The sequence below is a fragment of the Mycobacterium sp. genome (genome assembly GCF_051006775.1).
Taxonomy (GTDB): domain Bacteria; phylum Actinomycetota; class Actinomycetes; order Mycobacteriales; family Mycobacteriaceae; genus Mycobacterium.
This window is the reverse complement of sequence record NZ_JBPCSX010000202.1, coordinates 1-19,215: the sequence shown is the minus strand read 5'-3', so window position 1 is coordinate 19,215 and position 19,215 is coordinate 1. Positions and strand designations below refer to the sequence as shown.

Below are 19,215 nucleotides of genomic sequence, written 5' to 3'. Positions count from 1 at the left end.
CGCCCGCGACACGGGGCCCCCCCGGGGGGGTGCGCCCCGCTTCTCATTTGCTGGCGGTCCCCGCGGCGGTGGTAAAATGGAGTGATCGTGCCCCTGCTGGCGGCGCGAGTCAGTGGGAAGAAGCGAGGATCCGATGACCACCGCTGTGACGGGGCTGCTGCAGCCTGCGACTCCCCAAGAGGAGAAGCGCCGGCGCGGTTTTGTGATGGGCGCCGCGGCGACGTCGGTCCTGTCCCTGGTCGGCGGCATCATCTTCCTGCTGTTCTCCGGCCAGACCCCGACCCAGTCCGCTCCGCTGAAACCCCGCTCGACACCTTCGACGGTCGCCTCGGCCCCGCCTGCGACCGAGGCCCCCGCGGCGTCGGGCGATCTGCTCGGTGCTCTGGGCGCCAATTACGCAGACACCGGCAGCGGTTCGGCCACCGGTCTGTCTTCCGGTGCGGCCCCGATCGGTGGGGCACCGCTGTCGTCGCTCAACGTGCCGCCAGGGCCGCAGGCGCCCGCCGTCGACTGGGGTGAGGTTCTCGCGCCGGCAGTCCAGAGTCAGCAGGACGCCATCGCCGCGGGCCTCACCGGCGCCATCACCGGCCCGGTGGTCGGCGCGGTGTCCTCCGGCGTCAACTCAACCGCCATCCTGCTCGGCGACATCATTCTGTACGCGGCCTACACCAGCAACGGTGGTGGATTGCTGAACCAACTGCAGACCGCGATTCCCGCGGCTGCCGCAGTTGCCGCCGCACCCGCGGTTGCGTCGGCGGGAGCCGTCCCGGCTGCTGATTTCAGCGGACTGACATCAGCGTTCGCCGCGACGTCCGCGCTGCCGGGGCCGGTAGGACTGCCCGCTCTGCCACAGCTGCCTCCGCTCCCGCAGCTTCCGCCGCTGCCCACACCCGAGCAGGTGACGGCGGCGCTGTCCGCGCTGCCCGCCCTGCCCGCGATCGGTGCGCTGCCGGCGCTGCCCGGCCTGCCGGGATTGCCTCCGCCGCCCAGGCTTCCGACGCCGGAAGAAGCGCTGGCCGGCGCGTCTGCGGGTGCTGCTGCCATGGCCGCCATACCGGCGATGCTGGGTGCGTTACCGCCGATCGGGCTGCCGCAATTCCCGCCGATCGGTCTGCCGAGCTTCGGCTTCCCCAGCATCGGTCTGCCCAGTATCACCAGGCTGCTCGGTCTGCCGTTCTAGGTCCCAAGCGTCCCGATGCGCGGGGCGGTTGACGCCCGATCCAATCATGTTGTGCGCCAACAGGTGATGGATATCGTCCGGCGCGCCGGCAGTGGCCAGGAACTCGAGACGCCGCGGGCCACCGGCGCGATCACCGACGCCGAGTACGGCGACAAGCGGACCCAGATCCTCGCCGACCTCTGAGGGCCGGACTAGAACACGTTCCATTTCACTTGCTAGCCTGGGCAGCCATGACCACTTCGATGCTTCAGGGGCGAGTCGCCTACGTGACGGGGGCCGCGCGCGGCCAGGGTCGCGCCTACGCGGTCCGGTTGGCGCGGGAGGGCGCCGACCTGGTCATCAGCGATATCTGTGCACCGGTGTCAGACAGCGTGCCCTACGTCGCCTCGACGCCGGAGGACCTGCAGGAGACGGTTCGACTGATCGAGGCCGAGGGCCGCAAGGTGCTGGCCCGCCAGGTCGACAACCGTGATGATGCCGCGGTGCGGGCGTTGGTGGCCGATGCGATCGAGCAGTTCGGCCGGCTCGATGTTGTGGTGGCCAACGCCGGCATCCTGAGTTGGGGCCGGCTGTGGGAGCTGACGGACGAGCAGTGGAACTCGGTCATCGATACCAACCTCACCGGCACCTGGCGCACCCTGCGGGCCGCGATCCCGGCGATGATCGAGGCCGGCAACGGAGGCTCGATCATCATCGTCAGCTCGGCGGCCGGCGTGAAGGCGACTCCGGGCAACGGGCATTACGCGGCGTCCAAACATGGGCTCACCGCGTTGACCAACACGCTCGCGATGGAGTTGGGGGAGTACAGCATCCGGGTCAACTCGATCCACCCGTACTCGATCGCCACCCCGATGATCGAGAACGACGCGATGATGAAGATCTTCGCCGCGCACCCGAGTTACCTCAACGCCTTCGCCGCCATGCCGTACCAGCCGCTGGACAAGGATTCCAAGAAGGCCAAGCGCCAGGACTTCATGTCGGCCGAGGAATCCGCCGAGGTGGTGGTCTGGCTGGCCGGGGACAACTCCGGGGTGCTCTCCGGCTCCCAGATTGCAATCGACCGCGGGGTGATGAAGTACTAGCCCGGCAGAACCAACACTGGAACCGGGCTGTGTCGAATGATCTTGGTTGCCCGCGATCCGAGGAAAACCCGTGCGACTTCGCCACGCGGTGAGGTTCCCAAGGTCAGTACGTCGCCGTCCTGCCATTCCGCGTCCGCGAGCGCCTGGTCCCACCCGTCGCCGCTGACCACAGTCAAGTCAACCTCGTCGCCCACCACACCGTCGGTGCGCAACTTGGTGAGCATCGCAGCGGCCTCCTGCTTCCATGCCGCCAGGATCGAGTCCTCGGCGTGCAGGCCGATCTCCGGCGGGTACATGGTGCGGCCGCGCACGGCGAACGTGATGACCCGCAGTGGCACCTTGAGGAGTTTGGCGAGTGCATAGGTTCGTGTGACCACATCCACCGCCTCGGGGGTTCCGGGGTAGCCGCACGTGAGGCGGGTCAGCAAGCCGGTGCGCGGTTCGCGGTAGCCCCGCGGTGCGATGGCAAGCGGGACCGGGCAGGAGTGCAGCAGGCGGTCGGCGGTGGAACCGACTGCAACCTGCCCGAATTGACCGTTCGCCGAGGGTCCGAGTACCAGCAGTTCGGCATCGAGTTCGGAGACGACTTCGATCAGGCCGGCCGACACCGACCGGTGCGAGTGGCCGTGGTAGCGCACGTCCAACCGAAGTGGCAGCGCATCCAGGTACCTGCCGGCCTCCTTGGCCGAGTCGGCCGCCAGCTGATCTGCCCACGCCGCGTACTCGGCGTCGACCCGGGCCGGCGACGGCGTGGTCCACGGTTTGGGAACGATGGTCGCGACCGTCAGCGAGGTGTTCAGCGTCCGCGCCGCGCCGACGGCCAGGTTCAACGGCGCCGTGCCGCTCTCACCGGCCAGATAGCCGACGACGACGGTCACCGCTGCACCCCGTTCACCACCGCGCCCGAACCGACGGGTCCTTGATTGAGCGCACTGTGGTGACGGCCCCACAGGAAGTAGAACGCAAGCACTACCGACACCCATGCCGCGAAAGCCAGCCAGGTGTACCAATGCAGGCTGGCCAGGATGTAGAAGCAGGCCAGCACCGACAACACCGGCGTGACGGGATAGCCGGGAACCCTGAAGCCGCGGGGCAGGTCTGGTTCCCTGCGCCGAAGGATGATGACGGCTACCGAGACGGTGATGAACGCGACCAGGGTGCCGATGGACACCATATCGGCCAGACTGTCCAGCGGTACCAGGCCGGCCAGCAGACCGATCACGGTCGCGACGATCACGGTGTTGTTGACCGGCGTCATGGTGCGCGGGTTGACCTTTGCGAACATCGACGGCAGCAGGCCGTCGCGGCCGATGGCGAACAGGATCCGGGTCGACCCGTACAACGTCACCAGGGTCACCGAGAAGATCGAGATGACCGCGCCCGCGGCCAGCACGGTGCCCCAGTAGTTCGTCCCGGTCACCTTGTCGAGGATGGCGGCCAAACCGGCCTTCTGGCCCTCGAATTCGCTCCAGTTCTGGGCGCCGAGCGCAGCCAACGTGACCACGACGTATACCGCGGTGACCGTCAGCAGTGCGGCGATGAGCGCGCGCGGCATGGTTCGCTGAGGGTTCTTGACCTCGTCGCCGGCGGTCGACACCGCATCCAGGCCGATATAGGAGAAGAAGATCGTACCCGCGGCCGATCCGATACCGGCCACTCCGAACGGGGCGAAGCTCGCGAAACGATCGGTGTGGAACGCCGAGAAAGCTATGACCGAGAACATGAGCAGCACACCGAGTTTGATGAGCACCATGACGGCGTTGGCAGTGGCTGACTCGCTGGCGCCCCGGATCAGCAGGAGCGCGCACATGAGCACCAGAATGACTGCGGGCAGATTGATGATCCCCGGGGAGGTATCCCATGGAGCTGCCGAAAGTGCCTGCGGCAGAGAGTATCCCAGGAAATTTTCAAGCAACTTGTTGACGTACTGGCTCCAGCCAACGGCCACCGCGGATGTTGCGACCACGTACTCGAGGAGCAGGCAGGCTGCCACTCCCATAGCCACAACCTCACCGAGGGTGGTGTAAGCGTAGGAGTAGGTCGATCCCGAAACCGGCACCGCGGATGCCAGTTCGGCATAACAGATCGCCGCCAGGCCTGCGGCGATCCCGGCGATCAGAAACGAGATGATCACGCCGGGGCCGGCCTGTGGCACAGCCTCGGACAAGACGAAGAAGATGCCGGTTCCCACCGTCGAGCCGATTCCGAACATGGCGAGTTGGAAGGTGCCGATCGAGCGTTTGAGATTCTGCGAGGCGCCGTGTGCCACCGGGGCGTTGATCAACGGCCGTCGCCGCAGCATCTGTTCGACGAGAGAAGGTGGTGGTGCTGGCATCGGAGCCTCCTGCATGGGCGGATCCGCAGATTATGCGCGCCCTGGTCGCCTCGCGCTGCTGACTGGTCGTGTACAAACTCCTCATGGGCAACAACGGCATCGTGATCGTCGGCGGCGGCCTCGCCGCGGCGCGGGTCGCCGAGCAACTCCGCAAGGCCGAGTACGCCGGTTCGATCACCATGGTCAGCGATGAAGAGCATCCGCCCTATGACCGTCCGCCGCTGTCCAAGGAGATCCTGCAGGACGAGACCAAGGGCCTGGCGGACGTCGAGCTCAAACCGGCGGAGTTCTACCGCGAGAACGACATCACGCTACGGCTGGGACACGCCGCAGAGTCGCTGGACACCGCGGCGCGGGCCCTGACGCTGACCAACGGAACCGGGCTGGACTACGACGAGTTGGTGATCGCGACCGGCCTGGTGCCCAGACGTATTCCCGCGCTGCCCGACCTGGCCGGGATACACGTTCTGCGCTCTATGGGTGAAGCGCTCGCGTTGCGGGCGCATGCCTCATCGGCGCGCAAGGCGGTCATCATCGGAGCCGGGTTCATCGGCTGCGAAGTCGCCGCCAGTCTGCGCAAACTGGGGATCGACGTGGCACTCGTCGAGCCGCAGCCCGCGCCCCTTGCGAGTGTGCTGGGCGAACAGATCGGCGGACTGATCGCCAGGGTGCACCGTGGCGAGGGTGTCGAACTGCGTACCGGCGTGGGCGTTGCCGCGGTCCGGGGTACCGACGGGCACGTCAGTGCGGTCGAGCTAACCGACGGCGATGTGCTCGACGCCGACCTCGTGGTCATCGGTATCGGATCGCGGCCGGCCACCGACTGGCTGGTGGGCAGCGGGGTCGCGATCGATAACGGAGTGCTCTGCGACTCGGTCGGCAGGACCAGTGAACCCCATGTGTGGGCGTTGGGCGACGTCGCCTCCTGGCGGGACGCCGCCGGCCACCAGGTCCGGGTGGAGCACTGGAGCAACGTTGCCGAACAGGCCCGGGTGCTGGTGCCGGCCATGCTGGGTGAAGAGCCGCCGTCGCTGGTTGTGGTGCCGTACTTCTGGAGTGACCAGTACGACGTCAAGATCCAGTGCCTGGGCGAACCGGAGGCCACCGATGTGGTCCACGTCGTCGAGGACGACGGCCGCAAGTTTCTGGCCTACTACGAACGTGCCGGGACGCTCGTCGGGGTCGTCGGTGGCGGCATGCCCGGCAAGGTGATGAAGGCCCGGGCCAAAATCGCCGCCGGCGTGCCGATCGGCGACGTACTCGGTTAGGGCAGTCCGTCGGCGACGACGTCGAAGGCATCGCCGAGGGCCCGCCGCAGCGACACCCGCTCATGGGCCAGCCAGTACTCGTAGGCCGACAGCGCCGCGCCCAGCATCAGCCAGGCGACCGTCTGGGGGACGAGGTCGTCTGCTCGCGCCCCGGTGCGCCGGGCCACGAATGTCGCCACCACTGAGCGCCAGCCGGCATACATCGTCATCGAATAAGCCTGGAGTTCCTCGGTCTGCAGGATCACCCGCATGCGCAGCCGATGCCGGGCAGCCTCTGTGTCGCCGAAGGTGTTGAAGTCCAGCAGTGCGGCCCGCAGGGCGACACTGACCGGGGTGGCGGCGTCGACGGCGTCCAGCAGTGCGGCGAACTGCCCCAGGTGTGCGTCGAAATCGCCCCACGGGATGGCGTTCTTGGACGAGTAGTACCGGAACAGCGTCCGGCGGGCGATCCCGGAGGCCAGCGCGACGTCATCGACGCTGACTTCACTGAACCCATAGGTCGCGAACAGGTCCAGGGCGACGTCGGCGATGTGGTCGCACGTGGTGGATCTGCGGCGCCCGGCCCGGGCCGGACCCCGGGTGCTCGGAGCAGTCATCGCAAACCCCTTCGTTTACGGCACCTGATGCCATATTATGGCGGACACGATGCCCGATTGTCCTGACAATCGGCGAACCCGAGAGGAAATGCGCATGGAGCCGAACCGCAACGAGACTGAAACCGGCGCGGAATTGGTCACCGAGACCCTGGTCGAAGAGGTCTCCATCGACGGTATGTGCGGGGTTTACTGATCGACCCCGCCCAGAGCTGGCGGCTGCACCCCCAGGTGGCGGTGCGCTCCGAGTCGTGTGGGGCGCTGCTCTACCACTTCGGGACGCGCAAGCTGTCCTTTCTCAAGAACCGCACCATGCTGGCCGTCGTCGAGTCCCTCGATGAGCATCCCGACATCCGGTCTGCCCTGACCGCTGCCGGAATTGAGGGCCCGAACCAGGCCCCGTACCTGCAGGCGCTGAACACACTGGCCGAGTCGAAGATGTTGATCCGCAAGGAGGTCCGATGACCACCGCCGCCGTCCCGAGGCTGATCGAGCAGTTCGAACGGGGTCTGGACGCTCCGATCTGCCTGACCTGGGAGCTCACCTACGCCTGCAATCTGGCCTGCGTGCACTGTCTGTCCTCGTCGGGCAAGCGTGACCCGCGCGAGCTGTCCACGCGGCAGTGCATGGACATCATCGATGAGCTGCAACGGATGCAGGTGTTCTACGTCAACATCGGTGGCGGTGAACCCACGGTACGTCCCGACTTCTGGGAGCTCGTCGACTACGCGACGGCACATCAGGTCGGAGTCAAGTTCTCCACCAACGGAGTCCGGATCACACCCGAGGTGGCCGCCCGGCTTGCGGCCAGTGATTACGTCGACGTTCAGATCTCCCTGGACGGCGCCACCGCCGAGGTCAATGATGCGGTGCGGGGGACCGGCTCGTTCGCGATGGCGATCCGCGCACTTGAGAACCTGGCCGAGGCAGGGTTCTCCGACGCGAAGATCTCAGTGGTGGTCACCCGGCACAACGTCGGTCAACTCGACGACTTCAAGGCGCTGGCCGACCGCTACGGCGCAACGCTGCGCATTACCCGGCTGCGGCCATCGGGCCGCGGTGCCGACGTGTGGGATGAGCTGCACCCAACCGCCGAGCAGCAACGTGTCCTGTACGACTGGCTGGTCGCGCACGGCGAGGGAGTGCTCACCGGGGATTCGTTCTTCCACCTGTCCGGGCTGGGTGAGCCCGGGGCGTTGTCCGGGCTGAACCTGTGTGGTGCCGGCCGGGTGGTGTGTCTGATCGACCCGGTAGGCGACGTGTACGCCTGCCCGTTCGCGATCCATGACCGCTTCCTGGCCGGAAATGTGTTGTCCGACAGTGTCGATGGGGTCGGAGGCTTCGACAACGTCTGGAAGAACTCGGCACTGTTCACCGAATTGCGCGCGCCGCAGTCGGCGGGCGCATGTGGCAGTTGCGGCCACTACGACTCCTGCCGTGGTGGTTGTATGGCGGCCAAGTTCTTCACCGGACTGCCACTGGACGGCCCCGATCCCGAGTGTGTCGAAGGGTACGGCGCGGCTGCGCTGGCCGGCGATCGGAAGGTTCCGAGCCCCCGCGCGGATCATTCCCGGACGGTCATGCTCACCCTCACCAAACCGCCCAGTAAACCCTGCAACGAAAGCCCGGTCTAAATCATGGCCCGTGACACCTGGTTCGAGACCGTGAGCATCGCTCAGGAGCGTGCGAAGAAGCGCCTCCCGAAGGCGGTGTACTCCGCCCTGCTGGCTGGCAGCGAGAAGGGGCTGACCTACTCCGACAATGTCGAGGCGTTCGCCGAATTGGGTTTCGCACCGTACGTCATCGGCGCCACCCCGACCCGTGATCTCGCCACAACGGTGATGGGGCAGGACATCTCGATGCCCGTACTGATCTCGCCGACCGGCGTGCAGGCGGTTCACCCCGACGGTGAGGTGGCCGTCGCGCGGGCCGCTGCCGCCCGTGGAACCGCGATGGGGCTGTCGTCCTTCGCCAGTAAGCACATCGAAGAGGTGATAGCCGCCAACCCGAAGACTTTCTTCCAGATCTACTGGCTCGGTGGCCGAGACGCCATCGCCGAACGCGCGGACCGCGCCCGCGCCGCGGGTGCGGTGGGGTTGATCGCCACCACCGACTGGAGTTTTTCGCACGGTCGCGACTGGGGCAGCCCAAAGATCCCCGAGAAGATGGACATACCCACTGCGATCAAGATGTCCCCGCAGGGCATGGTGCGGCCGGGCTGGTTCCTGCAGTGGGCCAGGACCTTCAAGCCGCCGACGCTGACCGCTCCGAATCAGGGCCGTCACGGCGAGGACGGGCCGCCCTTCTTCCACGCCTACGGCGAGTGGATGGGCACCCCGCCGCCGACGTGGGAGGACATCGCGTGGCTGCGTGAGTACTGGGGCGGGCCGTTCATGCTCAAGGGTGTGATGCGGGTCGACGACGCCAAACGTGCGGTGGACGCCGGAGTCTCGGCGATCTCGGTGTCCAATCACGGCGGCAACAATCTCGACGGCACTCCCGCTTCGATCCGCGCACTGCCGGCCATCGCCGAGGCCGTCGGTGACCAGGTGGAGGTCCTCCTCGATGGCGGAGTACGTCGCGGCAGCGACGTCGTCAAGGCGCTCGCCCTCGGTGCCCGAGCGGTGATGATCGGCCGGGCGTACCTCTGGGGACTGGCCGCGGCCGGGCAGGCCGGCGTGGAGAACGTGCTCGACATCCTGGGCAACGGAATCGACTCCGCGCTGAGGGGGCTGGCCAAATCCTCCGTGCACGACCTGAGCCCGGACGACATCCTGGTGCCAGACGGGTTCACCCGCACCCTCGGAGTGCCGGGTGGGGCCGGCTGAGGTCCCCGGGAACTCACTGGGGGACCGGACCTCCACCCAGCTCCGGGGGCAGTCGCTCACCCTGGTGATTCCACTCGGGTCGATTGAACAGCATGGGCCGCACCTACCCCTGGATACCGACACCCGTATCGCAACCGCCGTCGCCGGTGATGTCGCGCACCACCTCGGCTATCTCGTAGCGCCGCCAATCCACTACGGAGCCTCCGGCGAACATCAGGGCTTCCCCGGAACCATCTCGCTGGGTACCGCCGCGCTTACCGCAGTCCTCACCGAGTACGGGCGCTCGGCCTGCGAATGGGCCCAGCGGATGGTGTTCGTCAACGGCCATGGCGGCAATCTCGACGCACTGCGTGCCGCCGTGGGTCTGCTGCGCAGAGAAGGCCGCGACGTCACCTGGTGCGTTTGCTCGGTTGCTGGAGCCGACGCACACGCCGGGCACACCGAAACCTCGGTGCTGCTGCACCTTTCGCCCGCTGATGTCAGATCCGGGGAAGCGGCCCCGGGAAATGCCGAACCCCTCGCCGCGCTGATGCCGCGGATGCGCAGCGGCGGAGTCGTCGCAGTCAGCGAGAGCGGCGTACTCGGCGACCCGACCACGGCCACCGCTGAAGCCGGCGCACTTCTGTTTGAGCAGATGGTGGCCGATTGCCTGAGCCGCATCACACGCTGGGCGCCCGACGGCGACGGAATGCTCCGGTGAACGCACCCCGGTTACCGGATGGGTTCGCGGTTCAGCTCGACCGAGGCGTCACCACGCTCGATTCCGGCTCCGCTCTGCTGGGTGGCACACCCATGCGGCTGTTGAAGCTCTCGCCGGCTGCTCGACGCATGATGACCACCGGGCGGGTCGAGGTTCGCGACGACCTCAGCGCGCAGCTGGCCCGGACCCTGCTCGACGCGACCGTCGCTCACCCCAGACCGACAGGCGGGCCGTCCTTTCGGGACGTCACCGTGGTGATTCCGGTGCGCGACAACCACTCCGGGTTGAGCTGTCTTGTGACGGCGCTGCGCGGCGTTCGGGTGGTGATCGTCGATGACGGATCCGCTCGGCCAGTCGAGATAGGTGACTTCACCGGAGCAGATGCTGCGGTGGAGGTGATCCGGCATCAGCACCCGCGGGGTCCGGCGGCCGCGCGCAATACCGGCCTGGCGGTCTGCGACACCGATGTGGTGGCGTTCCTTGACTCCGACGTCCTGCCTCAGCGCGGCTGGTTGGAGGCCCTGCTGGGTCATTTCAGCGATCCCGCGGTAGCCGCGGTGGCGCCGCGGATCGTCGCCCTCGGCGACGCCGACACCGTCATCGCCCGATACGAGGCCGCGGCTTCTGCACTGGACCTGGGCGAGCGGGAGGCCCCGGTGCTTCCATACGGGTCGGTGTCCTACGTCCCCAGCGCGGCGATCCTCTGCCGACGGACGGCAGTGAACCAGGTGGGCGGATTCGACGAAGCCCTGCACTCCGGCGAAGACGTCGATCTGTGCTGGCGGCTGATCGACGCCGGATTCCGGCTGCGCTACGAACCGGTGGCACAGGTGGGTCACGCTCACCGCGTCACCCTGCGGAACTGGTTGTCCCGCAGGGCGTTCTACGGCAGTTCGGCGGGCGCACTGGCAGCCCGTCATCCGAGGAAGACAGCCCCGCTGCTGATCTCTCGATGGACACTTCCCGCACTGCTCCTGCCGATGACCGGGACCATCACCGGACTCCTAGCCGGGCTGATCTGTGCGGGGGTGCACACCCGACGCACTGCGACCGCCCTTGCCGGCAGCGGGGCCACACCTGCCCAGGTGGCACTGCTGGCCGCCCGGGGCCTCGGCGCAGGCGCCACTCAACTCGGATCCGCCGTCTGCAGACACTATTGGCCGGGTGCATTCATCGCGGCGATGCTCTCGCGCCGGATTCGGCGGATGGTGGCCGTCACGGCGGTTGGCGATGCGGTTCACTCCTGGGTCACTCGCGATCGTGTCCCGGATCAGCCGATGCCGATAGGGCCCCTCGCGTATATGGCACTGAAGCGACTCGATGATCTGGCCTACGGTGCCGGACTGTGGGCGGGTGTGGTTCGGCAGCGCAGTCTTCGGGCACTCAAACCGGAGATCAAGTGATTCGAAACGTCCTCATCGTCGGCGCCGGAAGCGCCGGATCGGTTCTCGCCGAGAGGCTCTCGGCCGACCCGAGTCGGATGGTCACTGTGGTCGAGGCCGGTCCCGGCCCCGCCGATCCGGTGGTGCGGGAATTGGTCGGTAATGCACTCTCGCTGCCGATCGGTCCGAAGAGTCCGGTAGTGCGTCGATACCTCACCCGATTGACCGATCACCCGGTACGCACAGCCGACATCGTCCGCGGTGAAACCGTGGGCGGATCGGGTGCGGTCAACGGCTGCTACTTCTGGCGGGCCCTGCCGCAGGACTTCGGTTCGGTGCCCGGGTGGTCCTGGGCTGATGTCGAGGGGCATTACCAGGCTGTCGAGAGCAGGATCGCGGCCCACCCGACAGCTGAATTCAGCACCGGCACCGAGCGGTTCCTGACCGCTGTCACCGCAGCCGGCTATCGGTCATCGGTGGCGCCGGTTCCGCTCAACATCGCCGATGGCCGCCGGATGGGTCCCGGCGCGGTATTCCTCGAGCCGGTGCTGCATCGGCCCAACCTCACCGTGCTGACCGGGATTCGGGTCACCGGGGTGCGATTCAGCGGCGCGCGTGCGGTGGGCGTCGATGCCACCGGCAGCGATGGCCCGGTGGCGATCGAGGCTGACCAGGTGGTGCTGTCCGCCGGTGCCATCGCCACGGCGCAACTGCTGATGCTGTCCGGAATCGGCCCGGCGGAGCAGTTGGCGGCATTGGGGATCGCAACGCGGGCCGACCTGCCGGTCGGCCTGAACTGCTGGGATCACCCGGAGTGGGTGATGTCCACCGGCTGGCCATCTGTCGCCGAACGGCCTGTCCTGGAGGTGGTGTTGGGCGATCAGGATCTCGAAATCCGTCCCTACACAACCGGATTCGGTTCCGCGACCACCGGGATCGGGGTGGCGCTGATGCGGCCGCAGGCGCGCGGCCGGGTGTCACTGACAGCCGCCGACCCGGCAGCGCCCCCCCTTCTTCAGCACCGCTATGACAGCGAGCCTGCCGATATCGCGGCGCTTCGCCGCGGCTGCGAGCTCGTCGCCGAGATCATTGGTGACGGGACGGTACTCGGAGAGCCGGCCTGGTCCACATCGCAGCACCTGTCCGGAACCGCGCCGATGGGGGACGACCGGCATGCGGTCGTCGACCCGCACTGCCGGGTCCGCGGCATCGACAATCTCTGGGTAGTCGACGGGTCGGTGATACCCACGCCACTGAGCAGGGGGCCGCACGCCACGATCGCGATGATCGGGCATCGCGCGGCGGGATTTATCCAGCCGTTTCTCTAGTCCTTGAGCTCGACCCGGATCGGCAGGTGTTTGAGACCGCCGACGAAGGTCGTCGCCATGGTCTCGGCATCACCTGCGAGCTGGATCGACTTGATCCGAGGAATCAGCTCGGAAAAGAAGCTGTGCATCTCCATCCGGGCCAATGAAGCGCCGAGGCAGAAGTGCACGCCGTAGCCAAAGGACAGGTGTTTGTTGGGATCGCGGCCGACGTCGAATTTCATCGGATCGGTGAACACGTCCTCGTCGCGGTTGGCCGAGACGTAGCTCAACATCACCGATTCGCCCTTGGCGATCCGGACGCCGCGGATCTCGGTGTCGGACTGGGCGGTCCGCATGAATTCCTTGACCGGGGTGACCCAGCGGATCATTTCCTCGACCGCGGTGCCCATCAGTGACGGATCGGCCTGCAGGCGGGCCAGCTGGTCGGGATGTTCCAGCAGTGCCAGCAGGCCGCCGGCGATCCCGGCGCTGGTGGTGTCATGGCCGGCACTTGCGGTGATCACGTAGTAGGACAGCGTGTCCATGTCCGAGAGAGGCTCACCATTGATCTTCGCGTTGGCGATCGCCGAGGACAGATCCTCGGTCGGGTGCTCGCGACGGGCGGCGGTCAAGGCCGAAAAGTACATGAAGAAGTCCAGTAGAACTGCCTGGATGTCCTCGACGCTGTTGCCGCGCTGCAACTCGGAATCGTCGCCGCCGAACATTTCCTGGGTCAGCTTGAGCATGCGCGGGAAGTCCGACTCCGGCAGGCCCAGCAGGGTGAGGATCACGTACAGCGGGTAGTTGACCGCGATCTGTTGGGCGAAGTCCAACTCAGGGCCGTTCTCGGCCATCTTGTCGACCCAGATCTTGGACAGCTCGTCGCAGCGGGCCTTGAGCGCCTTGAGCACCTTGGGCCGGAACCAGTCCGCGCCGATTTTGCGGACGTCGCGATGATGCGGGTCGTCCATGTGGATCAGAGTGCGCAGGCCGATACCCGCCTCGATGTCACGCAGGAAGGCGTCGTCGGCGTCGGCGACGGCAAGTAGCGGCCGCGGGAAGTTGGTGAACAGGTCGTTGTCCCGCTCGATATCCATGATGTCGGCGTGCTTGGTGATCGCCCAGAACGGCCGGTACGGCGGAACGTCCACCCAGGAAACCGGGGCGGCGTTGCGCAGGTGCGCCAGCGACTCGTGCAGCGTCTTCTCATCGGTGAAGGCCTGCGGAGTGGCCAGCACCCGCCCGGCGGGGTCGTTGATCCTGTGGTCGGTCGATGCGCTCATGACTCTCCTGGTGCCTCATTTGACGCGTGTCAGGTTTCAGTGTGCGTGATGATCGCCGCAAGCGTAAGGGGATTTGGGCCCACGTCGTCTCCGCGGACGCCGCGTAGGCTCGGATCCCGTGATCCGGCACCTGGCAGCACTGCTGGTCCTGGTGCTGGCGCTGACCGGTTGCGGGCCCTTGGCCCCGCCCGTCGCAACCCCCGGCCCCGCAGTCGTGATGACGTCCGCCGGACCGGTCCGGGGTACCCAGGAGGCCGGATTCCGGCTTTTCCAGGGTGTTCCGTATGCCGCGGCGCCGCGCTGGCAGCCGCCGGTCGCGCCGGTCCCCTGGACGGCCGTGCGCGATGCCGTCAGCCCCGGGCCGCGATGCATCCAGGATGTGCGCATCGACCCCGATTACGGACTGCGGACCAGTGAGGACTGCCTCAACCTCACGGTCTGGACCCCCGACGGCGCCACCCCGCGGACACCGCGGCCGGTGATGGTCTGGATCCACGGCGGCGGCTTCCTCAACGGCAGTTCCGATATCTATAACTCCCGCTCGCTGGCCACTCGCGGCGACATCGTCATCGTCACGATCAACTACCGGCTCGGCGCGCTCGGGTTCCTGGCCCACCCGGCACTGGCCAGACCCGGCGATGATCCGGGTAATTACGGCCTGGCCGATCAGCAGGCCGCCCTGCGCTGGGTGCACGCCAATATCGCTGGTTTCGGTGGCGACCCGGACAAGGTCACCATCGCGGGGGAGTCGGCCGGCGCGATGTCGGTGTGCAACCACCTGGTTGCGCCGGAGTCGGCAGGTTTGTTCCGCGCGGCCATCATGCAGAGCGGACCCTGTCAGGCCCAGGCCGACCTGGCCGCCGGGGAACGGATCAGCATCGACTACGCGGCCAAGCTCGGCTGTCGAGCCGCCGCCAGCGCCGGCAAATGTCTGCTCTCGCTGCCGGCGGATCGGATGCCCGACGGGCCCACCTACTTCCGCATTGGCAGCACCAACCTGCTCAGCGGGCCGCTCACCGGCACCCGGCGCCTTCCGGTCGCACCACCCTCGGTGGCCTCTGTTGCACCGACCGCCAGGGTGCCGGTGCTGATCGGCAGCACCGCGGACGAGTTCACCCTCTTTGTGGCGCTCACTTATCTGCGCGAGCGCCGTATCGCCGCCTACTCGACGCTGTTGCGTGAAGCGTTCGGAACCCAGGCAACGGCCGTTGCCGCGCATTACCCGCTGAGTCGCTACGACGGCAGCGCCGGTCTGGCTTACGCCGCCGCAGTCACCGACGGGGTGTTCGCCTGTCCGATCAACGCCATGGCCAACGGCCTGGCCCGTCGTGCGCAGGTCTACGCCTATGAGTTCAACGATCGTCACGCCCCTGTCCCGGAACCGTTGCGCCACACGCCTTTTGCGGCCGGCGCCGGTCACGCGCTGGAGTTGCGCTATCTGTTCCAGATGGGTGGAGCGCCACCGCTGTCGGTGCCGCAGCAAGAACTGTCCGACCAGATGGTCGCCTACTGGAGTCGATTCGTCACAACGGGCGCTCCCCAGGTTGCCGGCCTTCCTGACTGGCCTGCCCTCGACCCCGACCGACCGGAAGTGATGTCTCTGCAGACCGGCGGGCCTTCGCTGACAACCGATTTCGCCGCCCGTCACCAATGCGGGTTCTGGGGATCGCTGGGCTAGCTGATCTGGCGACCCTTCGCCAGATCCGGTGCGGCACGTCCCGCAATCAGCGGCAGATCCAGGTAGGTCTTGATACCCGGCCCGGCAGCGCAGACATCAGGGATTGCGCTCACGCAGTGGTTGGCGGTGGACACCACTCCCGGGTTGCGGATCAGGCCCTCGGCCACCGACTCCGGTTGCAGTCCCTTGAAGGTCAGCGACACCGTCGGGTCGCCGGTGATCTCCACCTCGAAGCGCTCGCCCAATTCGCCCAGGGTCCACGGCGGATCAAGTTCGACCTCGCACATCAACCAGTTGACGGCGGCGGTGACAACCGGTCGGTCGTCGACGATGGCCTCCCAGCGGAAGCGGCGGGCGGCCACCGTGCCGGGCTCCATCGGCACGATCAGCTCATCGGAGCCGTTGACGGCGACCGCGACCTCCTGGGTGGAACGGATACGCGGCTCGCAGTCGAAACCCAGCCGGTCGGTCACCATCCGGACCGATTGTTTGAAGCCGGCTTCGAGCAACACCGCCATCGGCCCGTTCATCGCCTGCTCGGGGGTCAATCCGAAGCCCATCACCTCGCGCACCACCATCGGGGCGTTGTACGTGCGCAGGTCGGAGAACTCCTCGGCACGTACATGGGTGATCGCCGAGGACAGCGACGACACCATGAGCGGGAAGCGTTCGGTGATACCGCCGGGATGGATTCCCGAACCGTGCAGGGTCACGTTTCCGGCAAGGCAGGCCTCCTCGATGGCCGCCACGGCCGGGCTCTGCCGATCCGGGTAGACCCAGCCGACCGGGGTGACGATGTTCTTGCCGGACCGGAGAATCCGCATCACCACCTGGTCGTCGGGCAGCAGGGGGGAATACATGACGCAATCGGCGTCAGTGTCCAGCAGCGCCTCGATATCGTTGGTCGCCTTCACGCCCACCGGGTCCTCACCGGCGAGTTCGCCGGCGTCGCGGCCCTCCTTATCGGCGCCGTGCACCCAGCATCCGACCAGTTCTAGCTCGGGGTGCCGGAGAATGCCTTGGATGGCGGCTTTTCCCACGCCGCCGGTGGCCCACTGAATAACTCGGTACATGAGCGCACGGTATGCGCCGGCACGGCACCCGGATCGCGGTTTCCCAGTAATGCCCGCTCGCTCAGCGAACGCGGACACCCACCGGTGCCCGGTCGTCGTCGAAGCGGGATTTGGCTCACGCATCGCCATGGGGCATACTGTTCAGGTTGCCTTGAGCCGGGTCCTCGACCTTGAGCGCATGGCATGCGACCAGCGCCGACACCGGCGCGTCCGGTCTCCACCTCGGCAGCGGGTTTTCTCGCTGAGGAGGCTGCGTGCGGGTGACACACCCGAGCGCGGGGGTCGGTGTACCACGACAGGTAAACAGCGGCGGCGGAAGCCAGCGTCCGGGGAGTTGTGCGGGCGAGCACCAGCAGGAGAAAGTAGGAGAAGCGTGGCGGGACAAAAGATCCGCATCAGGCTCAAGGCCTACGACCATGAGGCTATCGATGCCTCGGCGCGAAAGATCGTGGAGACGGTTACCCGTACCGGCGCCAGTGTGGTCGGACCTGTGCCGCTGCCCACCGAGAAGAACATCTACTGCGTCATCCGGTCCCCGCACAAGTACAAGGACTCGCGGGAGCACTTCGAAATGCGCACCCACAAGCGACTCATCGACATCCTCGACCCGACGCCGAAGACGGTTGACGCGCTGATGCGCATCGACCTGCCGGCCAGCGTCGACGTGAATATCCAGTAGGGGTCTGCGAACACCATGGCACGCAAAGGAATCCTCGGTACGAAGCTGGGTATGACCCAGGTCTTCGACGAGAACAATCGCGTCGTTCCGGTGACGGTCGTCAAGGCCGGCCCGAATGTCGTGACCCGCATCCGCACCCCGGAGCTGGACGGCTACAGCGCAGTGCAGCTCGCCTACGGCGAGATCAGCCCGCGCAAGGTCACCAAGCCGGTCACCGGTCAGTACGCCGCCGCCGGGGTCAACCCGCGTCGGCATCTCGCCGAGCTGCGTCTGGACGACGAGGCCGCAGCCGCCGATTACCAGGTCGGCCAGGAGCTGACCGCCGATATCTTTGCGGCGGGCAGCTACGTCGACGTGACCGGCACCTCCAAGGGCAAAGGTTTCGCCGGCACCATGAAGCGTCACGGCTTCAGTGGCCAGGGGGCGGCGCACGGCGCCCAGGCAGTCCATCGTCGGCCGGGTTCCATCGGCGGCTGCTCCACCCCGGGCCGCGTCTTCAAAGGCACCCGGATGTCTGGACGGATGGGCGGCGAGCGGGTCACCACTCAGAGCCTGCTGGTCCACAAGGTGGACGCCGAGAATGGCGTGCTGTTGATCAAGGGTGCGGTCCCCGGCCGCACCGGCGGCCTGGTAATGGTTCGCACTTCCGTCAAACGAGGTGAGAAGTAATGGCGTCCAAGAAAATTGACGTTCACAGCCCGGATGGCAAGAAGAGCGGCAGCGTTGAGCTGCCCGCCGCCTTGTTCGACGCCGAGCCGAACATTCCGCTGATGCACCAGGTGGTCAACGCGCAGCTGGCCGCGGCCCGTCAGGGCACCCACGCGACCAAGACACGTGCGCTGGTCTCCGGCGGCGGCAAGAAGCCGTTCCGCCAGAAGGGCACCGGCCGTGCCCGCCAGGGCTCGAGCCGCGCGCCGCAGTACAAGGGCGGCGGCACGGTGCATGGCCCGCAGCCGCGCGACTACAGCCAGCGCACTCCGAAGAAGATGATCGCCGCTGCGCTGCGCAGTGCACTGAGTGACCGGGCTCGCAACGACCGGATCCACGCGGTGACCGAGATCATCAGCGGTCAGGCTCCGTCGACCAAGAGCGCCAAGGCGTTCCTGGGCACGCTGACCGACCGGAGCAGGGTGCTCATCGTGATCGGCCGCACCGATGAGGTGGGCGCCAAGAGCGTTCGGAACCTGCCCGGCGTGCACGTGATTTCACCGGACCAGCTCAACACCTACGACGTTCTCAAGGCTGACGACGTGGTGTTCAGCGTGGAGGCGCTCAATGCCTACATCGAGCACTCGTCGGATTCAAAGACGGCTAAGCATGAGGTGTCGGCCTGATGGCTACCGTGACTGACCCCCGCGACATCATCCTGGCGCCGGTCATCTCCGAGAAGTCCTACGGACTGATCGAGGACAACGTCTACACGTTCATCGTTCACCCGGACTCGAACAAGACCCAGATCAAGATCGCCATCGAGAAGATCTTCGCGGTCAAGGTGGATTCGGTGAACACCGCCAACCGCAAGGGCAAGCGCAAGCGCACCCGCTACGGATTCGGCCGGCGCAAGTCCACCAAACGCGCCATCGTGACCCTGGCTGCCGACAGCAAGCCGATCGACATCTTCGGAGCGCCGGCGTAAGCCGGGCCGTCAGGACTCAAGGAAACTTCACCATGGGAATTCGCAAGTACAAGCCGACGACCCCCGGTCGCCGCGGTGCCAGCGTGTCCGATTTCGCTGAGATCACCCGTTCGACGCCGGAGAAGTCACTGCTCCGTCCGCTGCACGGGACCGGCGGTCGTAACGCGCACGGCCGAATCACAACCCGGCAC

At 66.9% G+C, this 19,215-nt stretch carries 21 protein-coding genes and 1 pseudogene; 17 read left to right on the top strand and 5 right to left on the bottom strand.

Translation table 11 applies throughout. The annotated features are described in order from the left end of the window. The first annotated feature begins 133 nt into the window (after positions 1-133). Genes ACR2JI_RS14365 through ACR2JI_RS14355 form a run of 3 tightly spaced genes read left to right on the top strand, consistent with a single transcriptional unit; the run spans position 134 to position 2,262 of the window. Positions 134-1,180: a hypothetical protein gene (locus ACR2JI_RS14365; RefSeq protein ID WP_526391082.1), complete on the top strand. Its 1,047-nt coding sequence runs from the start codon at positions 134-136 to the stop codon at positions 1,178-1,180. Between the two features lie 51 nt (positions 1,181-1,231). Further along, positions 1,232-1,363, top strand: coding sequence for a hypothetical protein (locus ACR2JI_RS14360; protein ID WP_526391080.1), 132 nt, complete (start codon positions 1,232-1,234; stop codon positions 1,361-1,363). A 47-nt stretch (positions 1,364-1,410) separates the two neighbouring features. Then, the gene (locus ACR2JI_RS14355) at positions 1,411-2,262 is read left to right on the top strand and encodes a mycofactocin-coupled SDR family oxidoreductase (RefSeq protein WP_526391078.1); all 852 of its coding nucleotides are present in this window, start codon (positions 1,411-1,413) and stop codon (positions 2,260-2,262) included. Here ACR2JI_RS14355 and ACR2JI_RS14350 read toward each other — a convergent pair. Continuing rightward, positions 2,259-3,140, bottom strand: coding sequence for a universal stress protein (locus tag ACR2JI_RS14350; RefSeq protein ID WP_526391076.1), 882 nt, complete (start codon positions 3,138-3,140; stop codon positions 2,259-2,261). The two genes, ACR2JI_RS14355 and ACR2JI_RS14350, sit on opposite strands and share 4 nt — an antisense overlap. After that, positions 3,137-4,597, bottom strand: a complete 1,461-nt coding sequence (locus tag ACR2JI_RS14345; protein WP_526391074.1) for an amino acid permease — start codon at positions 4,595-4,597, stop codon at positions 3,137-3,139. The genes ACR2JI_RS14350 and ACR2JI_RS14345 overlap by 4 nt, the downstream gene beginning before the upstream one ends. Positions 4,598-4,680: 83 nt before the next feature. Here ACR2JI_RS14345 and ACR2JI_RS14340 point away from each other — a divergent pair, with 83 nt between their 5' ends. Next, positions 4,681-5,865 carry an NAD(P)/FAD-dependent oxidoreductase gene (locus ACR2JI_RS14340; protein ID WP_526391072.1) on the top strand — a complete coding sequence of 395 codons (1,185 nt, stop codon included), beginning with the start codon at positions 4,681-4,683 and terminating at the stop codon, positions 5,863-5,865. On the opposite strand, the gene mftR is transcribed toward ACR2JI_RS14340, so the two are convergent. Beyond that, positions 5,862-6,461, bottom strand: coding sequence for a mycofactocin system transcriptional regulator MftR (mftR, locus tag ACR2JI_RS14335; protein ID WP_526391070.1), 600 nt, complete (start codon positions 6,459-6,461; stop codon positions 5,862-5,864). The two genes, ACR2JI_RS14340 and mftR, sit on opposite strands and share 4 nt — an antisense overlap. A 94-nt stretch (positions 6,462-6,555) precedes the next feature. On the opposite strand from mftR, the gene mftA reads away from it, so the two are divergent. From mftA to mftG, 7 genes are read left to right on the top strand one after another with little or no spacing between them, the layout of a single operon-like run. After that, positions 6,556-6,654, top strand: coding sequence for a mycofactocin precursor MftA (gene mftA, locus ACR2JI_RS14330; RefSeq protein WP_526391068.1), 99 nt, complete (start codon positions 6,556-6,558; stop codon positions 6,652-6,654). After that, the gene (mftB, locus tag ACR2JI_RS14325; RefSeq protein ID WP_526391066.1) at positions 6,639-6,923 is read left to right on the top strand and encodes a mycofactocin biosynthesis chaperone MftB; all 285 of its coding nucleotides are present in this window, start codon (positions 6,639-6,641) and stop codon (positions 6,921-6,923) included. Before mftA ends, mftB begins: the two co-directional genes overlap by 16 nt. Then, positions 6,920-8,092 carry a mycofactocin radical SAM maturase gene (mftC, locus tag ACR2JI_RS14320; protein ID WP_526391064.1) on the top strand — a complete coding sequence of 391 codons (1,173 nt, stop codon included), beginning with the start codon at positions 6,920-6,922 and terminating at the stop codon, positions 8,090-8,092. Before mftB ends, mftC begins: the two co-directional genes overlap by 4 nt. Positions 8,093-8,095: 3 nt before the next feature. Next, positions 8,096-9,286: a pre-mycofactocin synthase MftD gene (mftD, locus tag ACR2JI_RS14315; RefSeq protein WP_526391062.1), complete on the top strand. Its 1,191-nt coding sequence runs from the start codon at positions 8,096-8,098 to the stop codon at positions 9,284-9,286. Further along, on the top strand, positions 9,273-9,986 hold the full coding sequence (mftE, locus tag ACR2JI_RS14310; protein WP_526391060.1) for a mycofactocin biosynthesis peptidyl-dipeptidase MftE: 714 nt from the start codon (positions 9,273-9,275) through the stop codon (positions 9,984-9,986). The genes mftD and mftE overlap by 14 nt, the downstream gene beginning before the upstream one ends. Next, on the top strand, positions 9,983-11,389 hold the full coding sequence (mftF, locus tag ACR2JI_RS14305; RefSeq protein WP_526391058.1) for a mycofactocin biosynthesis glycosyltransferase MftF: 1,407 nt from the start codon (positions 9,983-9,985) through the stop codon (positions 11,387-11,389). Before mftE ends, mftF begins: the two co-directional genes overlap by 4 nt. Continuing rightward, on the top strand, positions 11,386-12,696 hold the full coding sequence (mftG, locus tag ACR2JI_RS14300; protein ID WP_526391056.1) for a mycofactocin dehydrogenase MftG: 1,311 nt from the start codon (positions 11,386-11,388) through the stop codon (positions 12,694-12,696). Before mftF ends, mftG begins: the two co-directional genes overlap by 4 nt. Here mftG and ACR2JI_RS14295 read toward each other — a convergent pair. Continuing rightward, entirely contained in the window at positions 12,693-13,958 is a 1,266-nt protein-coding gene (locus ACR2JI_RS14295) for a cytochrome P450 (RefSeq protein ID WP_526391055.1), read from the bottom strand. The two genes, mftG and ACR2JI_RS14295, sit on opposite strands and share 4 nt — an antisense overlap. 118 nt (positions 13,959-14,076) lie before the next feature. Here ACR2JI_RS14295 and ACR2JI_RS14290 point away from each other — a divergent pair, with 118 nt between their 5' ends. Further along, positions 14,077-15,636, top strand: a complete 1,560-nt coding sequence (locus tag ACR2JI_RS14290) for a carboxylesterase/lipase family protein (RefSeq protein WP_526391053.1) — start codon at positions 14,077-14,079, stop codon at positions 15,634-15,636. Here ACR2JI_RS14290 and ACR2JI_RS14285 read toward each other — a convergent pair. Beyond that, positions 15,633-16,709 (bottom strand): NAD(P)H-dependent amine dehydrogenase family protein, encoded by a 1,077-nt coding sequence (locus tag ACR2JI_RS14285; protein ID WP_526391051.1) that lies wholly within the window; start codon positions 16,707-16,709, stop codon positions 15,633-15,635. The two genes, ACR2JI_RS14290 and ACR2JI_RS14285, sit on opposite strands and share 4 nt — an antisense overlap. A 373-nt stretch (positions 16,710-17,082) precedes the next feature. Here ACR2JI_RS14285 and rpsJ point away from each other — a divergent pair, with 373 nt between their 5' ends. The 5 genes and pseudogenes from rpsJ to ACR2JI_RS14260 all read left to right on the top strand — a co-directional run. Further along, complete coding sequence (rpsJ, locus tag ACR2JI_RS14280) at positions 17,083-17,388, top strand: 30S ribosomal protein S10 (protein ID WP_003925843.1); 306 nt, start codon at positions 17,083-17,085, stop codon at positions 17,386-17,388. Between the two features lie 15 nt (positions 17,389-17,403). Next, entirely contained in the window at positions 17,404-18,057 is a 654-nt protein-coding gene (gene rplC / locus ACR2JI_RS14275; protein WP_526391049.1) for a 50S ribosomal protein L3, read from the top strand. Further along, the gene (gene rplD / locus ACR2JI_RS14270; RefSeq protein ID WP_526391047.1) at positions 18,057-18,722 is read left to right on the top strand and encodes a 50S ribosomal protein L4; all 666 of its coding nucleotides are present in this window, start codon (positions 18,057-18,059) and stop codon (positions 18,720-18,722) included. Before rplC ends, rplD begins: the two co-directional genes overlap by 1 nt. Beyond that, complete coding sequence (gene rplW, locus ACR2JI_RS14265; RefSeq protein ID WP_526391045.1) at positions 18,722-19,024, top strand: 50S ribosomal protein L23; 303 nt, start codon at positions 18,722-18,724, stop codon at positions 19,022-19,024. Before rplD ends, rplW begins: the two co-directional genes overlap by 1 nt. Positions 19,025-19,056: 32 nt before the next feature. Then, positions 19,057-19,215: pseudogene (locus ACR2JI_RS14260) on the top strand (50S ribosomal protein L2); the annotation flags it as partial.

What these genes read in the sequence shown, in the direction of transcription:
- mftA (WP_526391068.1), top strand. Translation starts at nt 6,556, where the DNA reads ATGGAGCCGAACCGCAACGAGACTGAAACCGGCGCGGAATTGGTCACC.
- ACR2JI_RS14295 (WP_526391055.1), bottom strand. Translation starts at nt 13,958, where the DNA reads ATGAGCGCATCGACCGACCACAGGATCAACGACCCCGCCGGGCGGGTG.
- ACR2JI_RS14365 (WP_526391082.1), top strand. Translation starts at nt 134, where the DNA reads ATGACCACCGCTGTGACGGGGCTGCTGCAGCCTGCGACTCCCCAAGAG.
- mftR (WP_526391070.1), bottom strand. Translation starts at nt 6,461, where the DNA reads ATGACTGCTCCGAGCACCCGGGGTCCGGCCCGGGCCGGGCGCCGCAGA.
- rplC (WP_526391049.1), top strand. Translation starts at nt 17,404, where the DNA reads ATGGCACGCAAAGGAATCCTCGGTACGAAGCTGGGTATGACCCAGGTC.
- mftC (WP_526391064.1), top strand. Translation starts at nt 6,920, where the DNA reads ATGACCACCGCCGCCGTCCCGAGGCTGATCGAGCAGTTCGAACGGGGT.
- ACR2JI_RS14345 (WP_526391074.1), bottom strand. Translation starts at nt 4,597, where the DNA reads ATGCCAGCACCACCACCTTCTCTCGTCGAACAGATGCTGCGGCGACGG.
- ACR2JI_RS14355 (WP_526391078.1), top strand. Translation starts at nt 1,411, where the DNA reads ATGACCACTTCGATGCTTCAGGGGCGAGTCGCCTACGTGACGGGGGCC.
- ACR2JI_RS14285 (WP_526391051.1), bottom strand. Translation starts at nt 16,709, where the DNA reads ATGTACCGAGTTATTCAGTGGGCCACCGGCGGCGTGGGAAAAGCCGCC.
- rplW (WP_526391045.1), top strand. Translation starts at nt 18,722, where the DNA reads ATGGCTACCGTGACTGACCCCCGCGACATCATCCTGGCGCCGGTCATC.
- ACR2JI_RS14340 (WP_526391072.1), top strand. Translation starts at nt 4,681, where the DNA reads ATGGGCAACAACGGCATCGTGATCGTCGGCGGCGGCCTCGCCGCGGCG.
- rplD (WP_526391047.1), top strand. Translation starts at nt 18,057, where the DNA reads ATGGCGTCCAAGAAAATTGACGTTCACAGCCCGGATGGCAAGAAGAGC.
- mftD (WP_526391062.1), top strand. Translation starts at nt 8,096, where the DNA reads ATGGCCCGTGACACCTGGTTCGAGACCGTGAGCATCGCTCAGGAGCGT.